Source organism: Sphingomonas sp. 1F27F7B, from assembly GCF_005503355.1.
In the GTDB taxonomy this organism is placed as follows: domain Bacteria; phylum Pseudomonadota; class Alphaproteobacteria; order Sphingomonadales; family Sphingomonadaceae; genus Sphingomonas.
This window is the reverse complement of the sequence record NZ_SCMK01000003.1, coordinates 33077-59595: the sequence shown is the minus strand read 5'-3', so window position 1 is coordinate 59595 and position 26519 is coordinate 33077. Positions and strand designations below refer to the sequence as shown.

The 26519-nt window shown below is 69.2% G+C and carries 13 protein-coding genes; 7 read left to right on the top strand and 6 right to left on the bottom strand.

The features are described from left to right. Positions 1-67: 67 nt before the first annotated feature. Genes nagE through FFS08_RS03460 form a run of 6 tightly spaced genes read right to left on the bottom strand, consistent with a single transcriptional unit; the run spans position 68 to position 10038 of the window. Positions 68-1747, bottom strand: a complete 1680-nt coding sequence (nagE, locus tag FFS08_RS03485) for an N-acetylglucosamine-specific PTS transporter subunit IIBC (protein ID WP_137863230.1) — start codon at positions 1745-1747, stop codon at positions 68-70. After that, positions 1744-4212 (bottom strand): phosphoenolpyruvate--protein phosphotransferase, encoded by a 2469-nt coding sequence (ptsP, locus tag FFS08_RS03480; protein WP_137863231.1) that lies wholly within the window; start codon positions 4210-4212, stop codon positions 1744-1746. The genes nagE and ptsP overlap by 4 nt, the downstream gene beginning before the upstream one ends. Beyond that, the gene (galA, locus tag FFS08_RS03475; RefSeq protein WP_137863232.1) at positions 4212-7124 is read right to left on the bottom strand and encodes a beta-galactosidase GalA; all 2913 of its coding nucleotides are present in this window, start codon (positions 7122-7124) and stop codon (positions 4212-4214) included. Before galA ends, ptsP begins: the two co-directional genes overlap by 1 nt. Next, complete coding sequence (gene nagA, locus FFS08_RS03470; protein WP_137863233.1) at positions 7121-8254, bottom strand: N-acetylglucosamine-6-phosphate deacetylase; 1134 nt, start codon at positions 8252-8254, stop codon at positions 7121-7123. Before nagA ends, galA begins: the two co-directional genes overlap by 4 nt. Next, positions 8251-9288: an SIS domain-containing protein gene (locus FFS08_RS03465; RefSeq protein ID WP_331483950.1), complete on the bottom strand. Its 1038-nt coding sequence runs from the start codon at positions 9286-9288 to the stop codon at positions 8251-8253. The genes nagA and FFS08_RS03465 overlap by 4 nt, the downstream gene beginning before the upstream one ends. Positions 9289-9291: 3 nt before the next feature. Then, positions 9292-10038: a GntR family transcriptional regulator gene (locus tag FFS08_RS03460; protein ID WP_137863258.1), complete on the bottom strand. Its 747-nt coding sequence runs from the start codon at positions 10036-10038 to the stop codon at positions 9292-9294. A 475-nt stretch (positions 10039-10513) separates the two neighbouring features. On the opposite strand from FFS08_RS03460, the gene FFS08_RS03455 reads away from it, so the two are divergent. The 7 genes from FFS08_RS03455 (at position 10514) to FFS08_RS03425 (ending at position 26507) form a co-directional block, all read left to right on the top strand. After that, positions 10514-13255, top strand: coding sequence for a TonB-dependent receptor (locus FFS08_RS03455; protein WP_137863234.1), 2742 nt, complete (start codon positions 10514-10516; stop codon positions 13253-13255). Positions 13256-13412: 157 nt separating this feature from the next. Then, positions 13413-15722 (top strand): family 20 glycosylhydrolase, encoded by a 2310-nt coding sequence (locus FFS08_RS03450; protein WP_137863235.1) that lies wholly within the window; start codon positions 13413-13415, stop codon positions 15720-15722. Then, complete coding sequence (locus tag FFS08_RS03445) at positions 15719-18289, top strand: beta-mannosidase (protein WP_137863236.1); 2571 nt, start codon at positions 15719-15721, stop codon at positions 18287-18289. The genes FFS08_RS03450 and FFS08_RS03445 overlap by 4 nt, the downstream gene beginning before the upstream one ends. Further along, positions 18286-20817, top strand: coding sequence for a glycoside hydrolase family 3 C-terminal domain-containing protein (locus FFS08_RS03440; RefSeq protein WP_137863237.1), 2532 nt, complete (start codon positions 18286-18288; stop codon positions 20815-20817). The genes FFS08_RS03445 and FFS08_RS03440 overlap by 4 nt, the downstream gene beginning before the upstream one ends. Then, on the top strand, positions 20814-22223 hold the full coding sequence (locus FFS08_RS03435; RefSeq protein WP_137863238.1) for a glycoside hydrolase family 125 protein: 1410 nt from the start codon (positions 20814-20816) through the stop codon (positions 22221-22223). The genes FFS08_RS03440 and FFS08_RS03435 overlap by 4 nt, the downstream gene beginning before the upstream one ends. Beyond that, on the top strand, positions 22220-24535 hold the full coding sequence (locus FFS08_RS03430; RefSeq protein ID WP_137863239.1) for a GH92 family glycosyl hydrolase: 2316 nt from the start codon (positions 22220-22222) through the stop codon (positions 24533-24535). Before FFS08_RS03435 ends, FFS08_RS03430 begins: the two co-directional genes overlap by 4 nt. Positions 24536-24593: 58 nt before the next feature. Beyond that, positions 24594-26507 (top strand): alpha-L-fucosidase, encoded by a 1914-nt coding sequence (locus FFS08_RS03425; protein WP_137863240.1) that lies wholly within the window; start codon positions 24594-24596, stop codon positions 26505-26507. Positions 26508-26519: the final 12 nt, after the last annotated feature.

Here is a 26519-nt window from a genome sequence, read left to right as displayed (position 1 = left end):
CGCAGCACGAACGGCTTGTCATGTCCCGCGCAAGGGAGATTCCCCCATCGGGGTGCTTTCGCCAGGCTCAGTCCACGACAAGAAGATGGAAGGTCGTGGCCGCGGGCATGATCACGGCGCGCGCGTTAGCGGCGAGCGCCTGCCGATCGACAATTTCCGGATCGTGCACCACGATACGGATCCGCCCGGGGCGATGCAATGAATCGACGAGATTTGCGGCGCCTCCCAACGCTGCGACGATGGCGGCAGGAAGCGGGCTTTCCGCTTGCATGTCCGGCGGAAGCGCTGCCCCGGCGACGGAGCGCCCGACGAAATCGCGCATCTCCATGGCCAGCGTGTCCGCGATGCCGCCCACCACGACCTGGAGATTATTGTCCGCCAGCTTGAGGATGCCACGCGCGCCCAGGGCACGCAGCCCCGGTTCGTCGAGCACCGACATGTCCCCGATGCGCAGGCGCAAGCGCGTCGTACAGGCATCGATCGTGCGCAGATTCCCCGCACCGCCCAGCGCCGCCACGATCGCGCCGGCCCGGTCGCCCGCCGGCGCCGCCGCAGTCGCCGGGCTTCCGTCCTGGACAGCTTCGCGGCCCGGCGTCTTCAGGTCGAATTTCAGGATCGCCCAGCGGAAGAGCCCATAATAGATCGCCGCATAGGCCAGGCCGATAGGAAGGAGGAGCAGGGGATGCGTGGCACGGCCATAGTTCAGCACATAGTCGAACAGGCCCGCGGAAAACCCATAGCCCAGCTTCACGCCGAGCAGGTGCATCGCGACATGGGCGATACCGGTCAGCACCGCGTGCGCCGCATAGAGCGCGGGCGCCAGGAACATGAAGCTGAACTCGATCGGCTCGGTCACTCCGGTGAGGAACGATGTGAGCGCAAGGCTGAGCAGCATCCCGCCGACCGCCTTGCGCCGTTCGGGCGCGGCAGTGTGGTACATGGCCAGGCAGGCGGCGGGCAGGCCGAACATCATGACCGGGAAGAAGCCGCTCATAAAGGCGCCGGCACTGGGATCCCCTGCGAAGAACCGCGTCAGGTCGCCGGTCTTCCCGGCATATTCGCCCACGACGAAATAGGCGATGTTGTTGAGGATGTGATGCAGGCCGGTGACGATCAGCAGCCGATTGAGCACGCCAAAGGCGAACAGGCCCCAGCCGCCCGAGGCGACGACGCCCCGACTCAGCCCGTCGATTCCCGCGCTGATCCAGTCATAGGCCGGGCCGAGCAGTATCGCGATCGCCAGGCCGGCGATGCCGGCGACGATCGGCACCAGGCGCCGGCCCCCGAAGAACGCCAGATAGTCCGGCAGCCTGGTGGTCGAGAAGCGGTTGTAGCAACCGCCGCCGACCAGCCCGGCGACGATGCCGACGGGAACCTGCAGCTTGTCGATCGTCGCGGCTTTCCACGCGGCGGAGAGCGTGGCGCCGATCGCTTCGCCGGTGCCGGGCGGGATGGTTGCCGGCGGCACGGCGAGAAACACCTGGGCGGCATTGCCGATCACCAGATAGCAGACCACGCCCGCCATGGCCGCCGCCCCATTGCCGTCGCGCGCGAAGCCCGTTGCGACTCCGACGGCGAAGAGCAGGCCGATATGCGCGAAGATCGCATCGCCCGCCGCGCTCATGAAGGGAAGGTCGAGCAGGTCGGCCTGGCCGAGCCGGAGCAGCAGCCCGGCGATCGGCAGCACCGCTATCGGCAGCATGAGCGCGCGGCCGAGCGGCTGGAGAAGGGCGAGGGGGGACTTCATGCGGAGAGCTCCTCGGCGAACCGGCGCGCCAGCGCCCGGACTTCGGCTGCGGATGCGCAGGTCAATGCCCGGCGGGCATGGTCGGCCGCTGCCCCGACGGTGAACGTGGTGACGAGCGCCTTGGTGGCGGCCACTTGCGCCGGGGGGACGGAAAGCGTGTGCACGCCCAATCCGATCAGGATGGGCGCCGCCATCGGATCGGCGGCGAGCCCGCCGCACAGGCTGACCGGCGTCGACCCGGCGCGCGCGCAGGTCTCTGCGATCAGGCGCAGAACCGCGGGATGAAGGCCGTCGAGCATCGTGGCGACCGCGGCGTTGCCGCGATCCGCAGCCAGCGCATATTGGGTGAGATCGTTGCTGCCGATCGACAGGAAGTCGGCTTCGGCGGCGATGAGGTCCGCGCCGATCGCGGCGGCGGGCGTCTCGACCATGGCGCCCAGCGCCACCGGCACATCGCCGCGCAGCCGATCGAGCACCGTGCGCACCGCCGCCATCTCGCCGGCGCTGGCGACCATCGGCACCATGATGCGCAGGGGCCCTTGAGACGACAGGCCGAGGATGGCCGACAATTGTGCCTCGAGGATCCGGGGGCGCGACAGCGCGACGCGGATGCCGCGAAGCCCCAGCGCCGGATTCTCCTCGGCCGGAAGGCTGAGATAGGGGGCAGGCTTGTCGCCCCCCACGTCCAGCAGGCGCACCGTGATCGGCCGATCGGGCAGCGCCGCGAAAATGGCGCGATAGGCTTTGTTCTGCTCGGCGATGTCCGGCGCGGCGGTGCGCTCCAGGAACAGGAATTCGGTGCGCAGCAATCCGCAGCCGTCCGCGCCGGCCGCCATCGCCGCCTGCGCATCGGCTAGCGAGCCGCAGTTCGCCTGTACCGAAATCCGCAGGCCGTCTGCGGTCTCCACCGCAGCGGCGCCGATCGTCCGGGCGCGCGCCTCGATGGCGGCCCGGCGGGCCATCGCGATCTCCAATCCGGCGCGTGCCTGCGCATCGGGATCGATACGCACGAAGCCGGCGTCGCAATCGAGCAGCAGGCTGGTGCCCTCGGCCATGGCTTCGAGCGGCGTGCCGAGCGCCACGATCATCGGCAGGCCGATGCCGGCCGCGAGAATGGCGACATGCGCGGTTGGCCCGCCCCGGACAAGCGCGATGCCCGCGATGCGATCGGTGTCGAGCGCGGCGAACTGGGAAGGCAGCAGGTCGTCGGCGAGCAGGATCGCACCCTCTGGAAGCGCCGCCATGTTCGCCTTGGTCCCGAGTATCGCATGGGCGATCCGCTCGCCCACATCGATCAGATCGGCACCTCGTTCCGCGATACGGGCATCGCCGGCAGCGCGCAGGATGCCGGCCTGGACCTCCGCCGCGGCCAGGATCGCGAATGCGGCGCCGTCGCCCGCCTCGATCCGCGCCAGCGCCGTGTCGACCAGGCCGGGGTCCTCCAGGATCGTGCGATGCGCAGTGAACACGTCCGCCGCCTGCCCTTCGCCCCGGGACGCCGATTCGAGCTCGGCCCGCACCGCCGCGATCCCTCGCTCGAGGTTGGTCCGTTCGATCGGGATCCCGCCGCCGGAGCGGGGCGGGGCAGGGCGATTGGTGCGCAGCCAGCAGGCGGGGCCGATCGCCAGGCCCGGCGCGGCGCCGACGCCGCCGATGGCGCCTTCGGGCACGATGCCTTCCGATCGCGCCACGATGGCCGCGGGCACGTCGGTGTTGTGCTGCAGCACCGCCAGGACGCGCGTCACGGCTTCGTCGGCATCGGCGCCGCGCGCCACGATGGCTACCGCGGCGCCGTGCCGCAGCCCCAGTCCGAGCATCGCGATCGAACTTGCCGCCGAAGCCCGCAGATCGCCGCTTTCCAGGACGACTTCCGCTCGCAATTCGCGAAGCGCAGCGGCGATCCGCGCGGCGGGGCGGGCGTGCAGGCCGTGGGCGAGGGCGATGACGGCTTCCTGGCGCCTCGTCTCGCCGGCCGTCGCCACTGGCTGGGCGGCGCCATTGGCGGCAGTGCGGGCACCGATCCGAAGCACCGTCTCGCCGACCGCCACCATGCCGCCGGTATGCCGGGCCAGAATGTCAACTCCCGGACCGGTCACGATGATCGGCGTGGCGGCGGCGCTTGCCCGCAGCGCCAGCTGATCCAGGTCGAAGCGCACCAGCGGGTCGCCGGCAGCGACCATGGCGCCGGGCGAAACGAGAAGATCAAATCCCCGGCCCGCCATGGCGACGCTGTCGATCCCGATATGCATCAGCAGCTCCGCGCCTTCGGCGAAGGCGAGCGTCACGGCATGGCGGGCGGCGTGAATGGACGAGATCGTTCCCGCGCAAGGGGCGTGCAGCGTATCGCCGACCGGTTCGATCGCCAGCCCGTCCCCGACCATGCCTTGCGCGAACACCGGATCCGGAATCTTCTCCAGCGGGATCACCCACCCGGCGAGCGGCGCGCCGAGCTCGACTTCGATCATCATCGTTTCCCTTTGTCCTCGGTAATCGTCACGGGACCCGCCAGGCCGCTGGTCTGGGCGGGCTGGAATTGCACCAGCAGCGCGATCGTGCGCGGCCCGTCTCCCGCGGGCCAGGCCATGGCGATGCGGCCGGGCGCCTGCTCGCGCTTCTCCGTCACGAGATTACCGTCCACCCACAGCTCCGCCCGGCCGATGACGGTGGCGAACCGCAGGGTGCCGCCCGCATGGCGAACGGCGCGGCGCGGGGTGACGGTCGCGCGATAGATGCGCCAGCCCGGTTCCGCATCGGGCGGGACGCTGTCTCCCGGTGTGACGAATGCCCAGGCATTGTTGTCACCGTCGCGCGGCGCGAGCGCGGGATCGGGGCGTTCGGACACCGGCGGCGAGCGCCGCCAGGCCGTGATCGACTGAGGTCGCTCCGCCACGGCCACTTGCGGCCGAGGCGTGCGCGCCACCTTCTCCACGGTTGCCAGTGCCGCGCGTAGCGATACGGCCTCTGCGCGTACCAGCAGGGAGCCGGTGCCGGCATCCGCACGCACGATGACCTGTGCGAGCCCGTGGAAGAGCGCGCGGGAAGGCGCCTTCCCGGAGGCATGGCTGTTGGGATCGCCATTGCCCACGCCGATGATCGTGCCGCCCCGCACCGTGAAATGGGCGAGGCAATCGGCATCGGGGACGTGCCGGCCGAGCCGGTCGACCGCGTCGACGGTGAAGGGCTGGACGTCCTCGCCGTCCGCCGCCATCTTGCCGCGCGCCGGCGTGAGCCTGAGCGCAACGGGCTCCCCCACGGTCTCGTGCACGGCGCGCGCGACTTCGCGGCCGGCGCGATGGGCGATCGCCTCGATCCGTCCGGGTGCATAGGGCACGGTCCACGCATTACCGTTGATGCGATCGACTCGCGCCTCGCCGATCGTTCGGCCGTTCAGACGCAGCACGACGGTGTCCGCGTTGCTCGTCACCAGCAGCTTCATCGGCTGGCCTTCGCGGCCGGGCCAGGTCCAGTGCGGCGCGATCGCCACGACGGGGATGTCGTCGCGCCATTGGGCCCGGCGGATGTCATGGGCGGTCTTGGGAAAGCCGCAGAGATCGAGGATGCCGAAGAAGCTCGACGTCGTCGGCCAGGCGAAGGGCGTCGGCTCGCCATGATAGTCGAAGCCGGTCCACACGAAGCCGCCCGCGACGAAGGGGCGGCCGGCGATCTCGCTCCAGCTCCGGCGATGAGTCGCGCCCCAATCGGCGGCTTCGGTGTCGAGCGAGGACAGGACGTGCGCCGCCGGATCGTTGGCAAAGGCACCGCGCGTCATCATCGCGCTGGTGTCCTCGGAACTGAGGATCGGCTTGCCAGGGTTCAGCCGATGATAGCGGTCATAGTCGTTCGGATAATAGTTGAACCCCATGACGTCCACGACCTGCGACACGTTCTCCGGCTCGTAGAAGGCGCCGTTCATGGCGGCGGTGGTCGGTCGATCGGGGTCGAGGCGCCGCACCGCGGCGACCATCCGGCGGACCATCTCCACCCCGGCATGGGTGCCCTGCATCGGCTCCTCGTTGAACACCGACCAGAGCATCACGCTGGGATGGTTGCGGTCGCGCCTGACCATCCATTCGAGCTGGGCGAGATAGTCCGGCGCGGGGTTGAACCGTCGGTTCTCGGCCATGACGAGGAAGCCCATCCGGTCGGCAAGGTCGAGCAACTCGGCGGCGCAGGCGTTGTGCGAGCAGCGGATCGCGTTGCAGCCCATGTCCTTCAGCCGCGCCAGGCGCCAGGCGAGCAGCGCATCGGGCACGGCCACGCCCACGCCGGCATGGTCCTGGTGGAGGCAGACTCCCTTCAGCTTGATGCGCCGGCCGTTGAGCGACACGCCGAGATCGGGATCGAAGTCGATCGTGCGGAAGCCGATGGCCAGGCGACGCTCGTCCCCGGGGGCATCCAGGCGCGTAACTCGAACCACGAGCGTGTGGAGCGCCGGATCCTCCAGCGACCAGAGGCTCGGCCGGCCGGCGGCGAGCGCCAGCGCCGCCTCGCCGCGCGCGAGCGAAGCGACGCGGGCAAGGGTGCGGCCGCGTGCGGTCTCCCGTCCTTGCGGGTCGAGAAGTATCGCTTCGACCGTCACCTCGGCTTCTTCCCGCGCGATGCTTTCGAGCATGACCGACACGGGCAGTCGCCATTCGCCGTCCTCGCCGCGCACGGGGCGGGCATGGACGCCGTCCGTGGCGATCGATACCGCCGGCCGCCGGGCCAGCCATACATGCCGATAGATGCCGGCGCCCTCGTACCACCAGCCTTCCATCACGGTCGCATCGACGCGCACCGCGATGACGTTCAGGGCATCGTCGAACCGGGCGAACGGTGTGATGTCGACCTGGATGCCGGTATAGCCGGACCAGCTATGCGCGACGACGTTGCCGTTGATCCAGATGGTGGCGTTGGTGGCGATCGCGCCGAACTGCACTTCCAGCCGCTTGCCGCGATCCGCCTCGTCGAGCCTGAATGTCCGCCGGTACCAGCCGATGCCCCGGGGACGATAGCCCTGGCTGACATTGGCGGTCTCGACGACGGGCTGGAACGACGCCCAGTCATGGGGCAGCGTGACGCGCTGCCAGTCGCTGTCATCGAAATCGAGCGCCGCCGCGCCCGGCGCGGTGCCGGCCTTCACGCTCAGATAGGTGTCGTTGTGCGTCACCGGAGGCGGGGCCGGCACGTCGCCCTCGTGGAAGCGCCAGCCGAGGTCGAAGCAGGTCCGCGAAGGGTCGCTCTCGGGCAAGGGCGGGGGCAGCACGTCGCTCGGCGGCGGCATGGGCGGTCCGGTGCCGGCATGGGAGACGCGCGGCATCGCCGCCGCCGGTGCGCCGGCCAGGATCGCCGCAATCCCGGCCGAGCCGCCGAGGAGCGCGCGCCGCGTGCAGCTCATGCAGCGCGCCTTCCGCCGATCCAGGTGCCGCACGGCCTGAAGCCGCGATCCAGTTGCACCCAGTCCGCGCGCAGGCCCGGCGCCAGGCTGCCGCGCTCGTGGTCGAGACCCAGAAAAGCCGCCGGATTGGCCGATGCCAGCGCGGCGACGGTCTCGGCGGCCAGACCGAGCGCCACGCTGTTCGCGACTGCGCTCGCCATGTCGAGATCGGCACCAGCCAGCGTGCCGTCATCATAGGAAGCCTTGCCGTCGGCCACGCGGATCCGCCTCCCCTGGAGGACGAAGTCCTTCTCGATCGCGCCGACCGAGGGCATGGCGTCGGTGACGAGCATCATGCGCTCGGTTCCGCGCGCGCGCATGGCGATGCGCAGCATGGCGGGCGAGACGTGCACGCCGTCGGCGATCAGCCCGCACCAGGGTCTGGGATCGTCGAGCGCGGCGCCGGCGATCCCGGGATCGCGGTGATGCAGCGGCGGCATGGCGTTGAACAGATGGGTGACGCCCGTCACCCCCGCCCCGAACGCGGCCCGCGCCTCCGCATAGCCCAGATCGGTATGGCCGGCACTGACCCGGACTCCGGCGGCGACGAGCGCGGCGATCGCGCCGGCATCCGCGCATTCGGGCGCGAGCGTCACTACGACCACGCCGCGATGCGGCCTGGTGAGAAGCGCCACCATCTCCGCGTCGAGCCGGCGGAAATGCGCGGGATCATGGATGCCCATGCGCGCGGCGGAAAGGCACGGTCCCTCGACATGGATGCCGACGACGCCGGGGGTGGCCGCGGCGATCGCCGCATCGCTCGCCGCCAGGGCCAGGGCGATGCGATCGGGGCTGTCGCTGATCAGGGTGGGAAGGAAGGCGGTGGTTCCGAAGGCGGCATGGGCGGCACCGATCCTGGCGATGCCTTCCACGCTGGGATCGTCGTTGAACAGCGTGCCGCCGCCGCCATTGACCTGGGTGTCGACAAAGCCCGGCATCAGCCATCCGCCGTCGAGGTCGATGGTATTCGCGGCGGTTGCCCGCAGCGGGGAAAGCGTCGCGATGCGCTCGTCCGCGACGTGGATTTCCGCGCCGTCCCAGACCCGTCCGCCGACGACCACATTGCCGTTGCCGAAGCGATACGGGCTCATTGGGTCCGGGTGACCTTGGCGAGATAGGGAGGCTGGTCGGGATCGAGCCCGCGCGCGCGGGACAATTGCTCGACCAGGCCGTAAAAGCTGGCCAGCTGGAGGATCGGCTCGAGCGCGGGATGCGCCGCCTCGGCGGGCAGGGGGGAGGCGTCTCCGGCGCGAGCGGTCAGCACGATCGCGCCGCGCGCCCGGAATTCCTCGGCCATCGCAGCGACGCCGTCGCCCGCCGCATCGGAAGTCGCGAACGCCAGGATGGGAAAGCCGGGGCCGACGATGGTCATCGGGCCGTGGCGGACCTCCGCGGAACTGAACGCCTCCGCCTGGATCGCACAGGTCTCCTTGAACTTGAGCGCCGCTTCCTGCGCGACTGCGAAGCCATAGCCGCGCCCGAGGACGAACATCTGCCGGGCCGCCGAGAGCGAGGCGACGCCGGCGCTCCAGTCCTGCGCGACCGCGCGGGACAATGCCGCGGGAAGCGCCTCGACTCCTGCGATGAAGTCGGCATCGCCCGACCAGGCCGCCACCATTGCCGCCAGAGCCACCATGGCTGCGACGCAGGACTTGGTCGCGGCGACGGAGCGTTCCGGGCCCGCCCATAGCGGCAGCAGCGTGTCGGCGCGCAAGGCAAGCGGGGATTCGGCATCGTTGACCAGGGCGGCGACGGGGATGCCCGCGTCCTGCCAGGCATCGACCGTCGCAAGCAGATCGGGGCTGCGGCCGGACTGGGAGATGGCGAGGCACAAGGCGTCGTCCGTCGTGACGCGCGCTGCGAACACCGATGCCACCGACGGCGCCAGGGAAGCGACCGGCACGCCGATCATCGTCTCGATCAGATATTTGCCATAGGTCGCCGCGTGATCCGAGGATCCGCGCGCACAAGTTCCGACGAGATGGAGCGGCCGCTTGCGCAACCGTTCCCCCAGCGCGCGGAACGCCTCGCGGTTCTCCGCGAGCTGCCGGGCGACGGCGATCGGAATTTCCTGCGTTTCGCGCCACATCAGGCTTGGCGGCGCCGATAGGATGTTCGTCGTCACTGGCTAGAGATCCGTCAGCTCGGCGACGAAATCATAGGTATCGCCGCGATAATAGGATTGGGTGTATTCGACCGGCCGGCCGTCGCGCAGGAAGCCGCACCGTTCGATCAACAGGCCCGGCGTGCCGGCATCGACCCCGAGCAGGCGGGCCTGGGCGCCGGTGAACGGCACCGCGCGCAGCCGCTGCAGCGCGCGCACCGGGCGATGGCCGGTGAAGGCCAGGGCCGCGTACAGCGATTCCGAAACGTCATCGACGCCGCCGAGGCAATAGCCGGGGACAGTCGAGAACTCGACGGCCATCGGCGCGTCGTCGGCGATCCGCACGCGGTGGAACCGCATCACCGGCGCGCCTGGCGACAAGTTGAGCTGCATCGCTTCGGCGGGAGTGACCGCTCCCGCCGCCCGGAGGATCCAGGCACTGCTCGCCACTTGGCCCCGCGCGGCCATCTCCTCGGAAAAGGAGCTGATCCGGGAGAAGCTCTGCTCGATGCGGGCGGCGACCGTCGTGCCGGCACCCTGTTTGCGCGTGAGTAGCCCGTCTTCCGCCAGTTCGGCGATGGCCTTGCGAATGGTGATGCGCGACACGCCATATTCCGCCGCGAGGTCGCGTTCGGGCGGCAGGGCGGTGCCGGCTTCGAGCCGTCCCTCGGTGATGGCCCGGCGCAGCAATTGCGCGAACTGCGCGTAGAGCGGCTTGCGGTCGCGGGGCAGGAGTTCGCCCAGGCGGGCATGCCCTTGCGGCTCGGACATGGGGGCCGGGAGGTGCGCGGTGCGTGCCTCGCGGCTTCGCAGGGCGATGCCGGCGGTCATGCCGCGATCATCGCCGGGGAACGAACCGGGCGGAGACCGCACGTCGTGCGTGGCCGGCTCGACAAGGGACCAATCGCGCCATCCGCACGCGCCTGGCGGATGCGCCTCGAGCGCGCGGTCGGGAACTGCGCAGACATGCCCGTGTCGTCCATTCTTCCTCTCATCCGGCTCGAATCGCCCGGCGCAACATCAGGGGAAATTAGGCAAATGTCATGCTTAATTTTTATACACAAAACAAACTTCCAAAAACTCGTTGCACGATTGGTTCGTTCGTGGTTACACACTGGTCCCCAGGCGTCCCGGGGTTCGGATTCGAGAGAATCGGTCAGGAGAGGCGCTGGAGAGACGTTCTGTATCCGCAGGGAATCTGGGCTGGCGATGCCAGTCCTGCGATGCAAACGAGGGGGTTATATCAATGAATCTGCGTCTTAAATTCCTGATCGGCACGGCGCTGAGCTGTGTCGCGATACCGGCCTGCGCGCAGGATGTCGTGCCGTCGCAGCGCGACGAGGGCGCGAGCGGCGAGATCGTCGTCACCGGCATCCGCAAGAGCCTTCAGGATGCGATCGAGACCAAGCGGCGCGCCGATTCCATCGTCGATGTGATCAGCGCCGAGGATGTCGGCAAGCTGGCCGACAGCAACGTCGCGGAGTCGCTCGCGCGCCTGCCCGGCGTGACCGTCGACCACCAGTTCGGCGAGGGCGAGCAGCTGTCGATCGCGGGCGTGGAGCCGGCGTTGAACCGGCTGACCATCGACGGCCATTCCGTCGCATCGGCCGATTGGGGCGGCAATCCCTCCGATCGCTCGAGCCGCTCGTTCAACTATTCGCTGCTCTCGCCCACGATCATCAGCCAGGCGGTGGTCTACAAGACGCCCGAGGCGCGCCTTCAGGAGGGCGCGATCGGCGCCAGCGTGGACATCGTCACCCGCAAGCCGCTGGACCTGGAGCCGAACACGGTGGCGGTGACGGGCGGCGGCGAGTATAACAGCCGGGCGAAGCGCGGCAGCTTCCGCGGCTCGGCGCTGTACAGCTGGCACAATGCCGACAGCACGATCGGCTTCCTGGGCGCAGTCAATTACGACAAGGAGCAGCTCAGCCGGGCGGGTTCCGCGGTCTATTGGTATCGTACCGGTGATGCACTGCTAGAACGCTATGCGCGGGACGGCTCCGGCAACATCATCTATGGTGCGGACGGGCGCGTGCCCGGCGGTCCGACGCTGAACGGCCAGTTGCCGAACGCGGCGATGATCGCCGAATTCAGCAAGGCGCGCGTGGCGTCGTTCCTCGCACGCGAGTTCTTCCGGCAGGAGCGCGAGCGCATCGGCTTCTCCGGCGCGCTCCAGGTCCGCCCGGCCGACAATCTGACGCTCACCGCGACCGGCCTCGTCATTCGCGGCAATTACGACAATCTGTCGAACTCCGAATATACCTATGGCTATGAAGGGTCCCTCCTGCAGAGCGCGACTTATGCGAACGGCATGGTGACCTCGGCGACCTTCGCCGGCATCACCGGCAACGGCGCCACCGGCCAGCTCGACACCAATTTCCGCCGCACCCGGGTCAGGAACGATTCGATCGCGCTGATGTTCGACTGGAAGCCGGGCGCCTGGGAGATTTCGGGCAATTTCGGCGCGACCCGCGCTTCAGGCGGCAAGGATCCGGAATATCTCCTCGATTTCCGTACGCGGCAGGGCTTCACGTCCGGCACCAACGGGCGGAATACCTATGTCAACTGGCAGTTCCCGGCGAGCGACGCATCGCGCTGGCTGAGTAATTTCACGGCGCTTGGCGGCGAGAACCAGAGCGAGCCCGCGGTGCTCGCGGCCAATGGCGGCAGGCCGTTCTTCGGGCGGCAGATCGGCGGCATCACCTTCGCCGAGAAGACCCGTGACGCGGAGATCTTCGGCCAGGCGGACGTCGCGCGCAATGTCAGCCTGGGACCGATCAACCGCATCCTGTTCGGTGCCCGCTACGTCAGCCACACCAACAGCAGCACCACCCTTGGCGGCGCGGCGTTCACGAACCAGAACTTCACGCTCGCCGATCTCGGGCCCTATGTCCTCGACGCGGATCTGTACGACGGCCTGGGCGTGAGCGGTAACGGCACCCCCTATGCCACGCTCGACAGCGACGCGATCCGGCGGACGCTGGAGAAATACGGCACGATCAACGTCAATCGCGGCCTCGCCAAGGACCGGTATTTCCGCGTCAAGGAGAACATCCTCTCCGGCTATGTCCAGGCCAATTTCGAAGCGGGCCGCTTCCGGGGCAATGTCGGCGGCCGCTACGTCTTCACCCGCGATCGCTCGCAATTCTACGTCCAGAGCGGCGGCATCTTCGCGCCGACCACCGTCACCACCGACGACAACCGCTTCCTGCCGGCGGCGAACCTGATCTTCCAGGCCGGCGAGAATGTCGTGCTGCGCGGATCCGCGGCGAAGGTGATCGCGCGTCCGCGCTATTCGGATCTCGCCGGCTCGCTTTCGCTCGACGACACCACGCGCAGCGGCAGCGGCGGCAATCCGGGCCTGAAGCCCTATGCGGCGACGAACTTCGGGCTATCGGCCGAATGGTATTTCGCGCGGGCGAGCTATCTCTCCGCCGAAATCTTCTACCGCGACGTGTCGAACTATATCGGCAACGAGACGCAGGACGGTGTTCAGATGACCAACACCGTAACCGGCCGGACGCTGACCTATTCGATCTCGCGGCCGGTCAACGGCGGCAAGGCGAAGGTCACGGGCTTCTCGCTGACCGCGAACGCCAATCTGTTCTGGGGCTTCGGCATCCAGTCGAACTACACGTTCACCGATGCCGATACGGGTTTGCCGACCGGCCTTCCGTTCCTCTCGCGCGACGTCTTCACGGTGGTGCCCTATTTCGAGAAGGGGCCGTTCCAGGCGCGCGTCAGCTACAATCGGCGCTCGAAATATTTCTACCGCTTCGGCCGGCAGCAGTCGCAGGACTATACCGACGGCTACAGGCAGCTCGACGCTTCGGTCTCGGTCAACCTGACGGACAAGCTGCAGGTCAGCGCCTCGGCATCGAACCTGCTGGACGAAACCTATTATCAGTACAGCTCGGATCCGAAGTTCCCGACCGCAGTGTACAAGAATGGTCGCGTATATTCGCTGAGTGCGTCGTTGCGCATGTGAGTGTGTTTCGGGCGCGGCGGCATGGTGGCCGCGCCCCGCCTAGCTGGGTGTTCCCTGATGCCGGTGTCTCTCCTGTCTGGCATTCCAACCTTGCCGCCCGCGGTGTGCCGCGGGCGGCTTTTTTCGCATTGGTACCTGCAGGAAAGGACGTTTCCCGATGCCTGAACGCCATCGTTCCGGACTGATCCTGTTCGCGTCGCTGGCGCTCGGCATGCCGGGCGTGGCGGTGGCGGACCCCCTGCCGCTGGTGCCGCTGCCGGCATCGGTGCTTCCCGCCGGGGGGAGCTTCACCCTGGGCTCCGATACGCGGATCGGGACGGCGCCGGGCGATCGGGGAGCCGCCGCGGCCGCGCGCCTGTTGGCTGCGCAGTTGAAGGTCGTGCGCGGGATCGCGCTCGGCCAGACCGACGGCAAGGCGGGAGTGCGGTTCGTCCGGGACCGGCGGATAAAGGGCAGAGAAGCCTATCGGCTGACGGTGGATGCGGGCGGCATCGTCATCGCGGCGTCGGGCGATGCGGGGCTGGTCTGGGGCGCGATGACGCTGGCCCAGCTTGCCAGTCCGGACGGGCGCTTCGGCCAGCCGGCCACCATCGCCGGAGTCGTGATCGAGGACATGCCGCGCTTCGCCTGGCGTGGCCTGATGGTGGACGTTGCCCGGCATTTCCAGCCGATCGAGGAGCTCTATGTCATCATCGACCAGATGGCGGCGGTGAAGCTCAACACGCTGCACCTGCATCTGACCGACGACCAGGGCTGGCGCTTCGAAGTGAAGCGCTATCCCAAGCTGACCGAGATCGGGGGATGGCGGCTGCCGCCCTCCGCCGGTGGTCCGGCGGGTGACAGGGTCGGCGGCTTCTACAGCCAGGCGCAGTTGAAGGCGCTCGTCGCCCATGCCGCCGAGCGCGGCATCACGATCGTGCCGGAAATCGACCTGCCGGGGCATGCCCAGGCGCTCGTTGCCGCCTATCCCGAATTCGGCGTGTTCGGCGACCGGCCGCCGGTGAGCCATGACTGGGGCGTCAACCCCTATCTGCTCAATCCGGGCCCGGAAGGCGTTGCGTTCGTCAAGGCGGTGCTCGACGAGCTCATGGCGGTCTTTCCCGGGACCTATGTCCATCTTGGCGGCGACGAGGCGATCAAGGACCAGTGGCAGCGCAGCCCGGCGGTGCAGGCCCAGATCGCCGCGCTCGGCCTGAAGGACGAGAATGCGTTGCAGAGCTGGCTCATCGATCAGTTCGGCGCATATCTCGCGCGCAAGGGGCGGCGCCTGATCGGCTGGGACGAGATATTGGAGGGCGGCCTGCCGCCTTCCGCTTCGATCATGTCGTGGCGGGGCGAGAAGGGGGCAGTGGAAGCGGCCAATGCCGGCCATGACGTCGTGCTGTCGCCCGCGCCGACGCTCTATCTCGACAGCCTGCAGAGCGACCGGGGCGACGAGCCGCCCGGCCGGATTTCGATCCAGTCGCTCGAGACGGTCTATGCCTATGAGCCGTTGCCGGCGGGCATCGCGCCCGAGAAGGCGCACCATGTGTTGGGCGCCCAGGGCAATGCGTGGAGCGAGTATCTGGTGACGCCCTATCAGGTGCAGCACATGCTGTTCCCGCGCGCCGCGGCGATCGCCGAAATGGGCTGGACGCCCAGGCAGCGGCGCAGTTTCGCGGGCTTCGTGCCGCGCGTCGACGCGCAGATGGCGCGTTGGCGCCGCGGCGGGGTGGAAGTCGCGGACAGCGGCTTTGCGGTCGGCTTCACGCTGGGCGGCACGCGCGGCGCAGCGCTGCGCGAGGGCAGGGCCAGGCTCTCGCTGGCAAGCCAGATACGCTATGGCACGATCCGCTATACCAAGGACGGTAGCGTGCCGCAGGCGTCCTCGCCGGCCTATGCCCAGCCGCTCGACATTGCGTTCGGCACGACGATCCGCGCGGCCGGTTTCCGCGAGGACGGCACGCCGACCGCGGCGCCGCGCAGCTTCGAAAACACGCGCGCTGCGCTGCTCGCCCGGTCCGCTTCCGACATGGCCGCATGCCCCAAGGGCGCGCTCGGGCTGCGCGTGCCGCTCACTTCCGAGGCAGCGGCCAACCAGCCGGTATTCAACGTGAACCTGTTCGACACCTGCACGGCCTATCCGGCCGCGCCGCTCGACATCGCGCGCGCCTTCGTCGTCGATGTCGCGCGCCTGCCTCGCCACTACGGCCTGGCCCATGATTTCAAGGCGGTGCGCGCGCACTATAACGTCACGCCTTTCGGGGAACTGGTGGTGCAGGTCGGATGCACGGACAAGGATGCGAAGCCCGTGGTTGCCGGGACGTTCCCGCTCCCGGATCCCGACAAGGCGCCGCAGCGCTTCACCTTCCGCGGCGCGCTGCCCCGGGGCCCGGGCGACCGCGACATCTGCTTCCAGTTCACCGCGCCGACTTCCGGCCCCTTCTACGCCGTCGAGAAGGTGCAGCTGGTGGAGGATGGGGAATGAAGTGGCTTGCCGCGCTCCTGCTCGCCCTGGCTCCGACGGGCGCGCTTGCCGCACCGAAGACGATAACCCGGCTGGATGCCGGATGGCAGGTGCGGATCGCGCCCGCCGACAAGGCGGCAGCGGCGGCACATCCGCGCGCGGCGCGCTGGATCCCGGCGACAGTGCCCGGCAGCGTCCAGCAGGATCTGATCGCCGCCGGGCTGGTGCCCGATCCCTATCGGGGCACCAACGAAGGCGCGATCCAATGGGCCGGCCTGACCGACTGGGAATGGAAGCGGACCATGACGGTGACGCCCGCCATGCTCGCGGCGGGCCATCTCGACCTGGTCTTCGACGGGCTGGACACCTATGCCGAAGTGCGAGTCAACGGTACGCTGTTGATCGCCGCGGACAACGCCCATCGCCGCTGGCGCGCGGATGCGAAGCCGCTCCTGCGCGCCGGCTTCAACGAAATCACCGTGGTGATCGCCTCGCCGATACGGCGGCTCCAGCCGATGGTGCTGGCCGAGGCGCATCCGCTTCCCGGAGAGTATGACAGCGCGTTCGGCGACGAGCCGAAGGGGCGCCAGACCTCGCCCTATATCCGCAAGCCCAAATATCAATATGGCTGGGACTGGGCCCCGCGCATCGTGACCGCCGGCATCTGGCGGGAAGTGCGGCTCGAGCAATGGGACGCTGCCCGGATCGATCGCTTCAGGGTCGAGCAGGAGGCGCTTTCCGATGCCGAGGCGCGCCTGCTGGTGCGGCTGGAGGTGGTTGCGGGAGCCCCGGGTGTGCGGCGGGTGCGGCTGGTGGTGACGACGCCGGCCGGCGAGACCGTGACGGTCGATCGTTCCATCGCCTTGGCGCCGGGAAGGAACCTGGTCTCCGTCCCGGTCGCCCTTGCCGATCCGAAGCGCTGGCAGCCGGTCGGCTATGGCGAGCAGCCGCTCTACCGCGTCGAAGCGGAGCTGGAAGGCGCGGACCGCGCCGCCACCCGCATCGGCCTGCGCACCGTCGAGTTGCTGCGCGAGGGCGGCGCCTTCGGCTTCCGCATCAACGGGATTCCGATCTTCGCCAAGGGCGCGAACCTCATCCCGTTCGACAATTTCCCCGCCCGCGTATCCGCCGCGAAGATGTGGTCGATCCTCGCCGATGCGCGGGCGGCCAACATGAACATGATCCGGATCTGGGGCGGCGGCTATTATCTCGACGATGCCTTTTACGACGCCGCAGATGAGCTGGGGATGCTCGTCTGGCAGGACTTCATGTTCGGCGGCGCGGTGACGCCGCCCGATGCGGCCTTTCGGGAAAGCGTGGCGAACGAGGCCGACGAGCAGGTCGGCCGGCTGGCCAATCATGCGTCGATCGTCCTCTGGGCGGGCAATAACGAAGTCCTGTCGGGCTGGGAGAACTGGTCGGATCGCAAGGCCTTCAAACAGGCGGTCGGCCCCGATGAGCGCGAGCGGATCGGTGTCGGCATGGCCGTGCTGTTCGACCGGGTGCTGCGCGACGCGGTGGCGCGCAACGCGCCAGGGATTCCCTATTGGCCGGGCTCGCCCTCGACCGACTATCAGGGCCCGGTCGACACCGATGCGAGCGGCGACCGGCATTTCTGGGATGTCTGGTCCGGCTCCAAGCCTGTCGAGCGCTATCTCGATTCCTGCCCGCGCTTCATGTCGGAATATGGCTTCCAGGCCATGCCGGGCCTCGCGACGATCCGCGAATTCGCCGGGGAAGGGCCGCTGGCGCCCGACAGCCCCGTCCTCAAGGCGCACCAGAAATTCCTGGCGGGGGAGGGCAATGCCCGGCTCCAATCCTATATCGACCAGCGCCTGCGCCCCGCCCGCGATTTCGCCGATTTCGTCTATCTCAGCCAGGTGAACCAGGCCCAGGCGATCGGCATGGCGGCGCTCCATCACCGTGCCTGCCGGCCGGTGACGATGGGATCGCTCTATTGGCAGCTCAACGACAGCTGGCCGGGGATTTCCTGGTCGAGCATCGACCATGCCGGCCGCTGGAAGCTGCTCCATTTCGCCGCGCGGCGCTTCTTCGCGCCCCAGGCGATCGTCGCCGAGCACAAGGATGCGGCGACGCGCGTCACCCTGGTGTCCGATGCGACCGCGCCGATCGCGGCGCGCTGGCGCGTGCGCGCGATGACGATGGACGGGCAGCCGCTCGGGGAGCGGGCCGCCGAGATCAGCCTGCCGCCACTGGCTGCGACCGAAGTGGCGCGGATCGACGATGCCGCATTGTTCCGCGACGCGCCGGCCCGCGCCAGCTTCGCGGCGGCCGAGCTGCTGATCGGCGGACAAGTCGTGCATCGCACCATCGTCGAGCGCGCGCCGCCGGGGGAGATGGCCTATCCCGCGCCGGAGCTGCGGGCGCGCTGGAACGGCGACCGCGTGACCGTGTCGGCCACCGGGCTCGCCCGTGCGGTGATGCTCGATTTCGGGGCGGTCGCCGCCCGGCCGAGCGACAATGGCTTCGACTTGCTTCCGGGCGAAGCCGTGACCGTCACCATCAAGTCCGAGGCCGGCCGTTCGGCGCTTGCCCGCGCCCTGACGTTGAGGAGCCTTGCGCGATGATCTGGCTTCTGCTCGCCCAGGCCGTACCGGTTGGCCCCGATCCGGTGGTCGAGGCAGTCGCGGCGATGACCCTGGAGGAAAAGGCGGCGCAGCTCCAGTCGACGGCGCCCGCCGCGCCCGATGCCGGGCTGCCGGCCTATGATTGGTGGAACGAGGGCCTGCACGGCCTCGCGCGCAACGGGCCGGCCACGGTGTTCCCCCAGGCGATCGGGCTGGCGGCGACCTGGGATCCCGACCTGATGCGCCGCGTCGGCGATGTGGTGTCGACCGAGGCGCGGGCGCGCTTCAACGCGCGGCCGGCCGGCGCCGATCGCCGCATCTATGAGGGGCTGACGATCTGGTCGCCCAACATCAACATCTTCCGCGATCCGCGCTGGGGGCGCGGGCAGGAGACCTATGGCGAGGATCCCTATCTGACCGGCAGCCTGGCCGTGGGCTTCATCCGCGGCCTCCAGGGCCCCGATCCGCGCGCGCCCAAGGTGATCGCCACGCCCAAGCACCTCGCAGTGCACAGCGGTCCCGAGGCGGGCCGCGACGGCTTCGACGTGGATCCCTCGCCGCGCGATCTCGAGGCGACCTATCTTCCCGCTTTTCGGATGGCGATCACCGAAGGCAAGGCGCGATCGGTGATGTGTGCCTACAACGCCGTGCATGGGGTCCCCGTCTGCGCGTTGCCGTCGCTCATGGTAGAACGGGTCCGGCGGGACTGGAGGTTCCAGGGCTTCTCCGTCTCCGATTGCGATGCCGTCGCCAACATCCATCTGTTCCACCATTATCGCCTGGGCGGGGCCGCGGCATCCGCGGCCGCGCTGAAGGGCGGGACCGACCTCAATTGCGGCTCCGCCTATGGCGCGTTGCCCACCGCGGTGCGCCAGGGCCTGCTGCGCGAGGCCGAGCTGGACGCCGCCCTGGTTCGCGTCCTTTCGGCGCGGCGCGACCTGGGGATCGCCTTTGGCGCGCACTCGCCCTGGTCCGCCATCCGGCCGGAAGAAGTCGCGACGCCAGGCCACCATGCGGTCGCGCTCGAAGCCGCGCGCAAGTCGATCGTGCTGCTGCGCAACGAACAGGGGCTGCTGCCGCTGGATCCGCGCACCCGATTGGCGGTGATCGGCGCCAATGCCGACGACCTGGGCGTCCTTCAGGGCAATTATCACGGCACTGCCGTCGATCCGGTCACGCCGCTGGCCGGCCTGCGGAAGCGCTTCGCCAGCGTCGCCCATGCGCAGGGCTCGATCCTCGCGGACGGCGCGCCGGTGGTGATGCCGGGCACCGCGCTCCAGGATCTGCGCGCCGAATATCGCGTGGACGGCAAGACGGTGCTGGCGCGTGCCGAGCCCCGGATCGATCTGGATCTCAATCGCGCCGCGCCCGGGCCTGGCGTGCCCAGCGTCGGCTGGCATGGGCGCTGGACCGCGCGCTTCGTGCCGCCGGGCCCGGGCCGTTATCGACTGGTCCTCGACCAGGCCCAATGCTGGAAGGACTGCACGGTGCATGACACGGCCACGCTCACCCTGGGCGGGCGCGTGCTCCATGCCGGCGCGCTGCCCAGGGGGCGGGTGGAGCTGACGGTCGACAGCGACGGATCGTCGCAGCCGATCATGCTCGAACTCGATCATCGCAGCGAGGACGAGAGCATCCGCCTCCTCTGGCTGCCGCCGGCCGAGCCGCTGCTCGCCGAAGCGGTCGCGGCGGCGAGGGGGGCGGACGTCGCGGTGGTGGTCGTCGGGCTCTCGCCCGATCTCGAGGGCGAGGCGCTGCAGGTCCAGGTGCCGGGCTTTGTCGGCGGCGATCGCACCGACATCGCGTTGCCGCCGCCTCAGGCGCGGCTGGTCGAGGCGATCCGGGCTACGGGCAAGCCGATGGTGCTCGTCCTGTCGAGCGGCAGCGCCGTGTCGGTGGACCCGAGCCAGGCCGATGCAATCCTCGCGCTCTGGTATCCGGGCGAAGCGGGGGGAACGGCGCTGGCCGATACGCTGGCCGGCGCCAACAATCCCAGCGGGCGCCTGCCGGTGACCTTCTATCGCTCGACCGGCGATCTGCCCGCCTTCATCGATTACGGCATGAAGGAGCGCACCTATCGCTACTTCTCGGGGCAACCGCTCTGGGGCTTCGGCCATGGCCTCAGCTACACGCGGTTCGGCTATTCCGGCGCCGCGGTGCGGGCCGGCACCACCGGCGAGCCCGTGACCGTCACTGTCCAGGTCACCAATACCGGGAGCCGCCCGGGCGAGGAAGTGGTGCAGGCCTATGTCGTGCCGCCCGCCGATGGCGAGGCGCCGGTGATGACCGATCCGGTCCTGCAACGACAGCTCGCCGGCTTCGCGCGCGTCGCGCTGGCGCCGGGCAAGGGACGGACGGTTTCGCTGACGATCGATCCGCGCGGCCTGTCGAGCGTCGCGCGCGACGGCACCCGGCGCGTCCTGCCCGGGACATATCGCATCTGGATCGGCGGCGGCCAGCCCGGCGACGGGCCGGGGCAGTGGGTCGCGGCGATCCTGTCGGGCAGAGCGGAGGAGCTACCGAAATGATGGACCGACGCAGCATGCTCGCCGCGGGGCTGGCATTGGCCGCTCGCCCGGCATGGGCGGTGGCGCCCGCCTTTGCCTCGCAGCGCCCTCCCATGGGCGAGCGGCGCTTCACGAGCCCGGCGGTGGAGCGCGAGATAGCGCGGGTATCGGCCCGGATCGGCGATCCCAAGCTCGCCTGGATGTTCGCCAATGCCTGGCCCAACACGCTCGACACGACGGTCACCCGGGCCGGCGAGCAGGACAGCTTCGTCGTGACCGGGGACATCCCCTGCCTCTGGCTGCGGGATTCGGCGGCGCAGATGAAGCCCTATCTCCATCTGGTCAGGGAGGATGCCAGGCTCGCCATGCTCGTGCGCGGCCTGATCGCGCGGCATGCGCGGTCGGTGCTGATCGATCCCTATGCCAATGCGTTCATGGAAGATCCGCTCGCGCGGACGAGCCTCTCCTGGGCCGTCAATGACGATACCGAGATGAAGCCGGGCGTCGCGGAACGGAAATGGGAAGTGGATTCGCTCTGCTACGTCATCCGGCTGAGCCATCAATATTGGCGTGCGACCGGCGATGCGCGCCCCTTCGACGCGAGCTGGGCTAAGGCGATGCGGGCGATCGTGCGCACCTTTCGCGAGCAGCAGCGCAAGACCGGCCCCGGCCCCTATCGCTTTCGCCGCCAGGCGCCGCAGCCGACCGAGACGCTGCTATGGGGCGCTGGCAATCCCACCCGGCCGATCGGCCTGATCCATTCCGGCTTCCGCCCGTCGGACGATGCCTGCCTCTATCCCTTCCTGATCCCGTCCAATCTGTTCGCCGTCGCCGCGCTGCGCGAGCTGGCGGCGCTCTGTGCCGAAGCGCGGCCCGATCCCGCGCTCGCGGCCGAAGCCATGGCGCTCGCAACCGAAGTGTCCGCCGCCCTGCGGACGCACGGCACCATGCGCCTGCCGGATGGTCGGCGCGTCTGGGCCTATGAGGTCGACGGATATGGCAATGCGGTCTTCATGGACGATGCCAATGTCCCGTCGCTTTCGGGGCTTGCCTATCTGGGCTGCGTGAAGCCGGACGACATATTGTGGCGCAGGACGGCGGATGCGGCATGGAGCGATGCCAATCCCTGGTTCTTCAAGGGGCGCGCCGCCGAAGGCATTGGCGGCCCGCATGTCGGAAGCGGCCAGATCTGGCCGATGTCGCTGATCGTCCGCGCGCTGAGCGCCGGCGACGACGCGACGATCCGGCGTTGCCTGAAGATGCTCCGCGACACCGACGCGGATACCGGCTTCGTCCACGAAGCCTTCGACCAGGACGACCCCTCGATCTTCACCCGCAAGTGGTTCGCCTGGGCCAATGGGCTTTTCGGGGAGTTGATCGTCCATCTCGCGGATGTGCGCCCGCAGCTATTGAAGGAACCGCTATGAACCTGTCGCGTCGTGAGCTGTTCGCCGGAAGTGCCCTGGGCGCCGTCGCCGCCGCCTTGCCGCCGGTGCCGGCGGTTGCGCCGGCCGCACCCAATTTGTTCATCGGCACGGGCGGCGACGGCCACACCTATCCGGGCGCCACCCTGCCATTCGGCATGGTCCAGCTCTCGCCGGACACCGATGTCGAGCGCTGGGACACCTGTTCGGGCTATCATCGCGGCGACACCTCGATCATGGGCTTCAGCCATACGCACCTGTCGGGCACGGGCATCGGCGACATGCTCGACGTGCTTGTCGTGCCGACCCGGGGCCGGCTGCATCTGCTGCCGGGCACGCTCGCCGATCCGGATGCCGGCTATCGCCAGCGCTTCGCAGCGGAGCATGCCGAGCCGGGCTATTATCGCGTGACGCTCGAGAGCGGCGTGCAGGCGGAACTCACCGTCACCGAGCGCACCGGCTGGCATCGCCACAGCTTCCCCAAGGGCCCCGGCCACATCCTGATCGACTTGTCGCATCTCGTGCGCGACAAGTCGGACCAGGGCCCGCTGATCGACGAGGCGCATCTCGCCATCGATGCCGACGGCACGCTGACCGGCGGCCGCCGCGTGTTCCGCTGGGCGAAGGGGCGGCGGATCTTCTTCGCCATGCAGTTTTCGCGGAAGCCCGATCGCATCGCATTTTATGGCGATGAGGATGCCGAGCAGCCGGCCGGTGCCGACCGTGTCGCCGGAAAGCGCGTCAAGGCAGCGCTGTTCTATGACGATGCCGGCGCGGCGCCGATCCTGATCCGCTGCGGCATCTCGGCGGTGGACGTCGCCGGGGCCCGGGCGAACCTGGCGCCGCACGCAACGCACTGGAATTTCGATCGGGTGCGGGAGGCGGCGCGCGCCCGATGGGATGCGGCGCTGGGCCGGGTCGCGGTCGAGGGCGGCACCCAGGCGCAGCGCGTCGTGATGGCGTCCGCACTATATCACGCGCAGCTCGCCCCGACGCTGCTCTCCGACGACGACGGGCGCTATCCGGGGCTCGACGGCGCAATCCAGCGGGCGCCGGCCGGCGCGGCGGCCTATGGCAGCTATTCGCTCTGGGACGTCTATCGCGCGCAGCTGCCGCTGCTCACCCTGGTCGCGCCCGAGCGGAGCAAGAGCTTCGTCGACGACCTGATCCGCCAGACGGCGGAATCGCCCTTCGGCCCGCTCGTCTGGCCGCTTCAGGGCAAGGAGACCGGCACCATGATCGGCTGGCACGGGGTGGTGCCCATCGCCGAGGCGCAGGCCAAGGGCATTCCCGCCGACTATGCCGCGGCATGGCCGGCGATCCGGCGCCGGAGCTTCGACTTCGCGGCGCCCGACAAGGACAACAGCCTCGGCCGCGATCTCTACGATGCGAAGGGATATGTGCCGGCGGACAAGGTCTTCGAGAGCGTGAGCCGGACCCAGGAATATGCCTATGACGATTGGGCGTCCTCGCATCTGGCGCGTGCGGCCGGGGCGGAGGAGGATGCGGCGCGGCTGCGCAAGCGCTCCGCGAACTGGCGCAACGTGATCGACGCCCGGATCGGCTTCGCCCGCCCGCGGTTCGACGACGGCAGCTGGTGGCAGCCCTATGATCCGATCCAGCTCGGGCACATGCCCAAGCCGTGGTGGCGCGACTATACCGAAGCGAATGGCTGGCAGGCGACGTTCCTCAACCAGCACGACATCTACGGCCTGATCGCGCACATGGGCGGCGACGCCGCCTTCGAGGCGAAACTGGATGGGTTCTTCAATGCGCCGTCGACGCTGCCGGCCAATGCGCCGCCGGACATTTCGGGGCTGGTCGGGCAATATGCCCATGGCAATGAGCCGGACCAGCACGCCGCCTATCTCTATGCGTTCGTCGGCGCGCCCTGGAAGACGCAGGCGATGGTGCGCCGGCTGTGCACCGCGATGTACACGAACGCGCCGGAGGGCATCATCGGCAATGACGATTGCGGCCAGATGAGCGCCTGGTTCGTGCTGTCGGCGCTGGGCCTCTATCCCGTGGACCCCGTCGAGGCGGTCTATGTCTTCGGCTCGCCGCTGTTCACGCGGGCGAGCATCGCGCTGGAGCATGGGCGCACGCTGGTCGTCGAGGCGCCCGGCAACTCGGCGGCGACGCCCTATGTGCATGCCGTCAGCTGGAACGGACGCCCCTGGTCGAAGAGCTGGATCGCGCATGCCGACCTCGTCCGGGGCGGAACGCTGCGCTTCACCATGCGCGCCACGCCCAATCCCGCGTTCGGGCGGGCGCCGGCGGATCGCCCGCCGTCCGGCGGCCGGTTCCCGGCATGAGCCCGAGCGCCGGCATCGCTCCACATGCGATGCGCCATTCCCGAAAAGGCCCTGACAGATGATCGAACTCACCCGCCGCGGCTTTGCCGGCATGGGATTTCTGATGGCCGCGATGCCGGCACGAGCGAAGGGCCGGGTGGCGCCGCCCGCGCCGTGGGGGGCGACGCCGTCACCGCGCCAGCTCGCCTGGCACGCCCATGAGATGTTCGGCTTCGTCCACTTCTCGATCAATACCTTCACCGACAAGGAATGGGGCTATGGCGACGAGAGCCCGAGCCTGTTCGATCCGTCGGGCTTCGATCCGGATCAGATCGCCGCGGCGGCGAAGTCGGCGGGGATGCGCGGCCTGATCCTGACGGCGAAGCACCATGACGGCTTCTGCCTGTGGCCGACGATGCTGACCGAGCATTGCATCCGCAACGCGCCGTACAAGGGCGGCAAGGGCGACATCGTCGGCGAGCTTGCCGGCGCGGTCCGGCGCGCGGGGCTCAAGTTCGGGATCTATCTCTCGCCCTGGGACCGTAACCATGCCGAATATGGCCGGCCCGCCTATATCGACTATTTCCGCAAGCAGGTGGTCGAGCTGTGCACCCGCTATGGCGAGCTGTTCGAATTCTGGTTCGACGGGGCGAATGGCGGGGACGGCTATTATGGCGGCGCCCGCGAAGCCCGGAAGATCGATGCGCCGGCCTATTATGACTGGCCCTCGATCGTCGCGCTGGTGCACCGGCACCAGCCCATGGCCTGCACCTTCGATCCGCTGGGGGCCGATGTGCGGTGGGTGGGCAACGAGAAGGGCGTTGCCGGCGATCCGTGCTGGCCGACCATGCCCGATCATCCCTATGTGCAGGCGGAGGGCAATTCCGGTGTCCGCGGCGCGCCGCTCTGGTGGCCGGCGGAGACCGACGTCTCGATCCGGCCGGGCTGGTTCTACCACGCCGACGAGGACGGCAAGGTCAAGGATCCGGAGCGGCTGATCCGCCTCTACGACGAGTCCGTCGGCCGCGGCACCAATCTCAACCTCAACATCCCGCCCGACCGGAGCGGACGGATCCCCGCCGCCGACCTGGCCTCGCTGCGTGCCTTTGGCGACGCCATGCGCGCCACCTTTGCGCGGGATCTGGCCAAGGGCGCCATCGCGCATGCCAGCGAAGAGAGGGGGCCGCCCTTCGCCGCCGGCAAGGTGCTGGACGGCGACCGGAACAGCTATTGGTCGACGCCGGATGCAGTAAGGACTCCGACGCTCACGCTGGATCTCGCGCCGGGCACGCTGTTCGATCTCATCCGATTGCGCGAATATCTGCCGCTCGGCGTCCGCGTGACCAGTTTCGCGGTCGATGCCGAGATCGAGGGGCGCTGGCAGACGCTCGCGCGCCACAGCTGCATCGGGGCGCAGCGGCTGATCCGGCTTCCCGCACCGATCCGGGCGCGCCGCATCCGGCTGCGCATCCTCGACGCTCCGGCCTGTCCGGCGATCAGCGAAGTGGCGCTCTTCCGCCAGGCCGCGCCCGCGCGGCTCGCGGCGTTCGCATCGAGCGATCCGTCGATCCTGGCGCGTGCGGGCTGGACGATCGTCCGGGCGAGCGCCGGCGGCGATCCCCGGCACCTGCTGGACGACGATGCGGCGTCGCTCTGGACGGTTCCCGCGCCGGCGCCGGGCCGTCCCGTCGAGGTCGTCATCGAACTGGGCGGGGTGCACCCGCTCGCCGGCTTCACGCTGACGCCCGCTCGCGAGCCGAGCGCCGATGCCTCGCCGCCCAGGGGCTATCGGGTCGACACCAGCCTCGACGGACGCACCTGGGAGGCAGGCGGCGAGGGCGAATTCTCCAACATCGCCTATGCGCTCGCGACCCAGCGGATCGCACTTTCGAGCACCAGGCCCGCACGCTTCCTCCGCCTCGTCTTCGACGCGGTGGCGGTGCCGGCCCGTGATCTGGCGATTGCGGATATCGGCGCGTTCGGTAAGCGATGATCGTGATCTTTC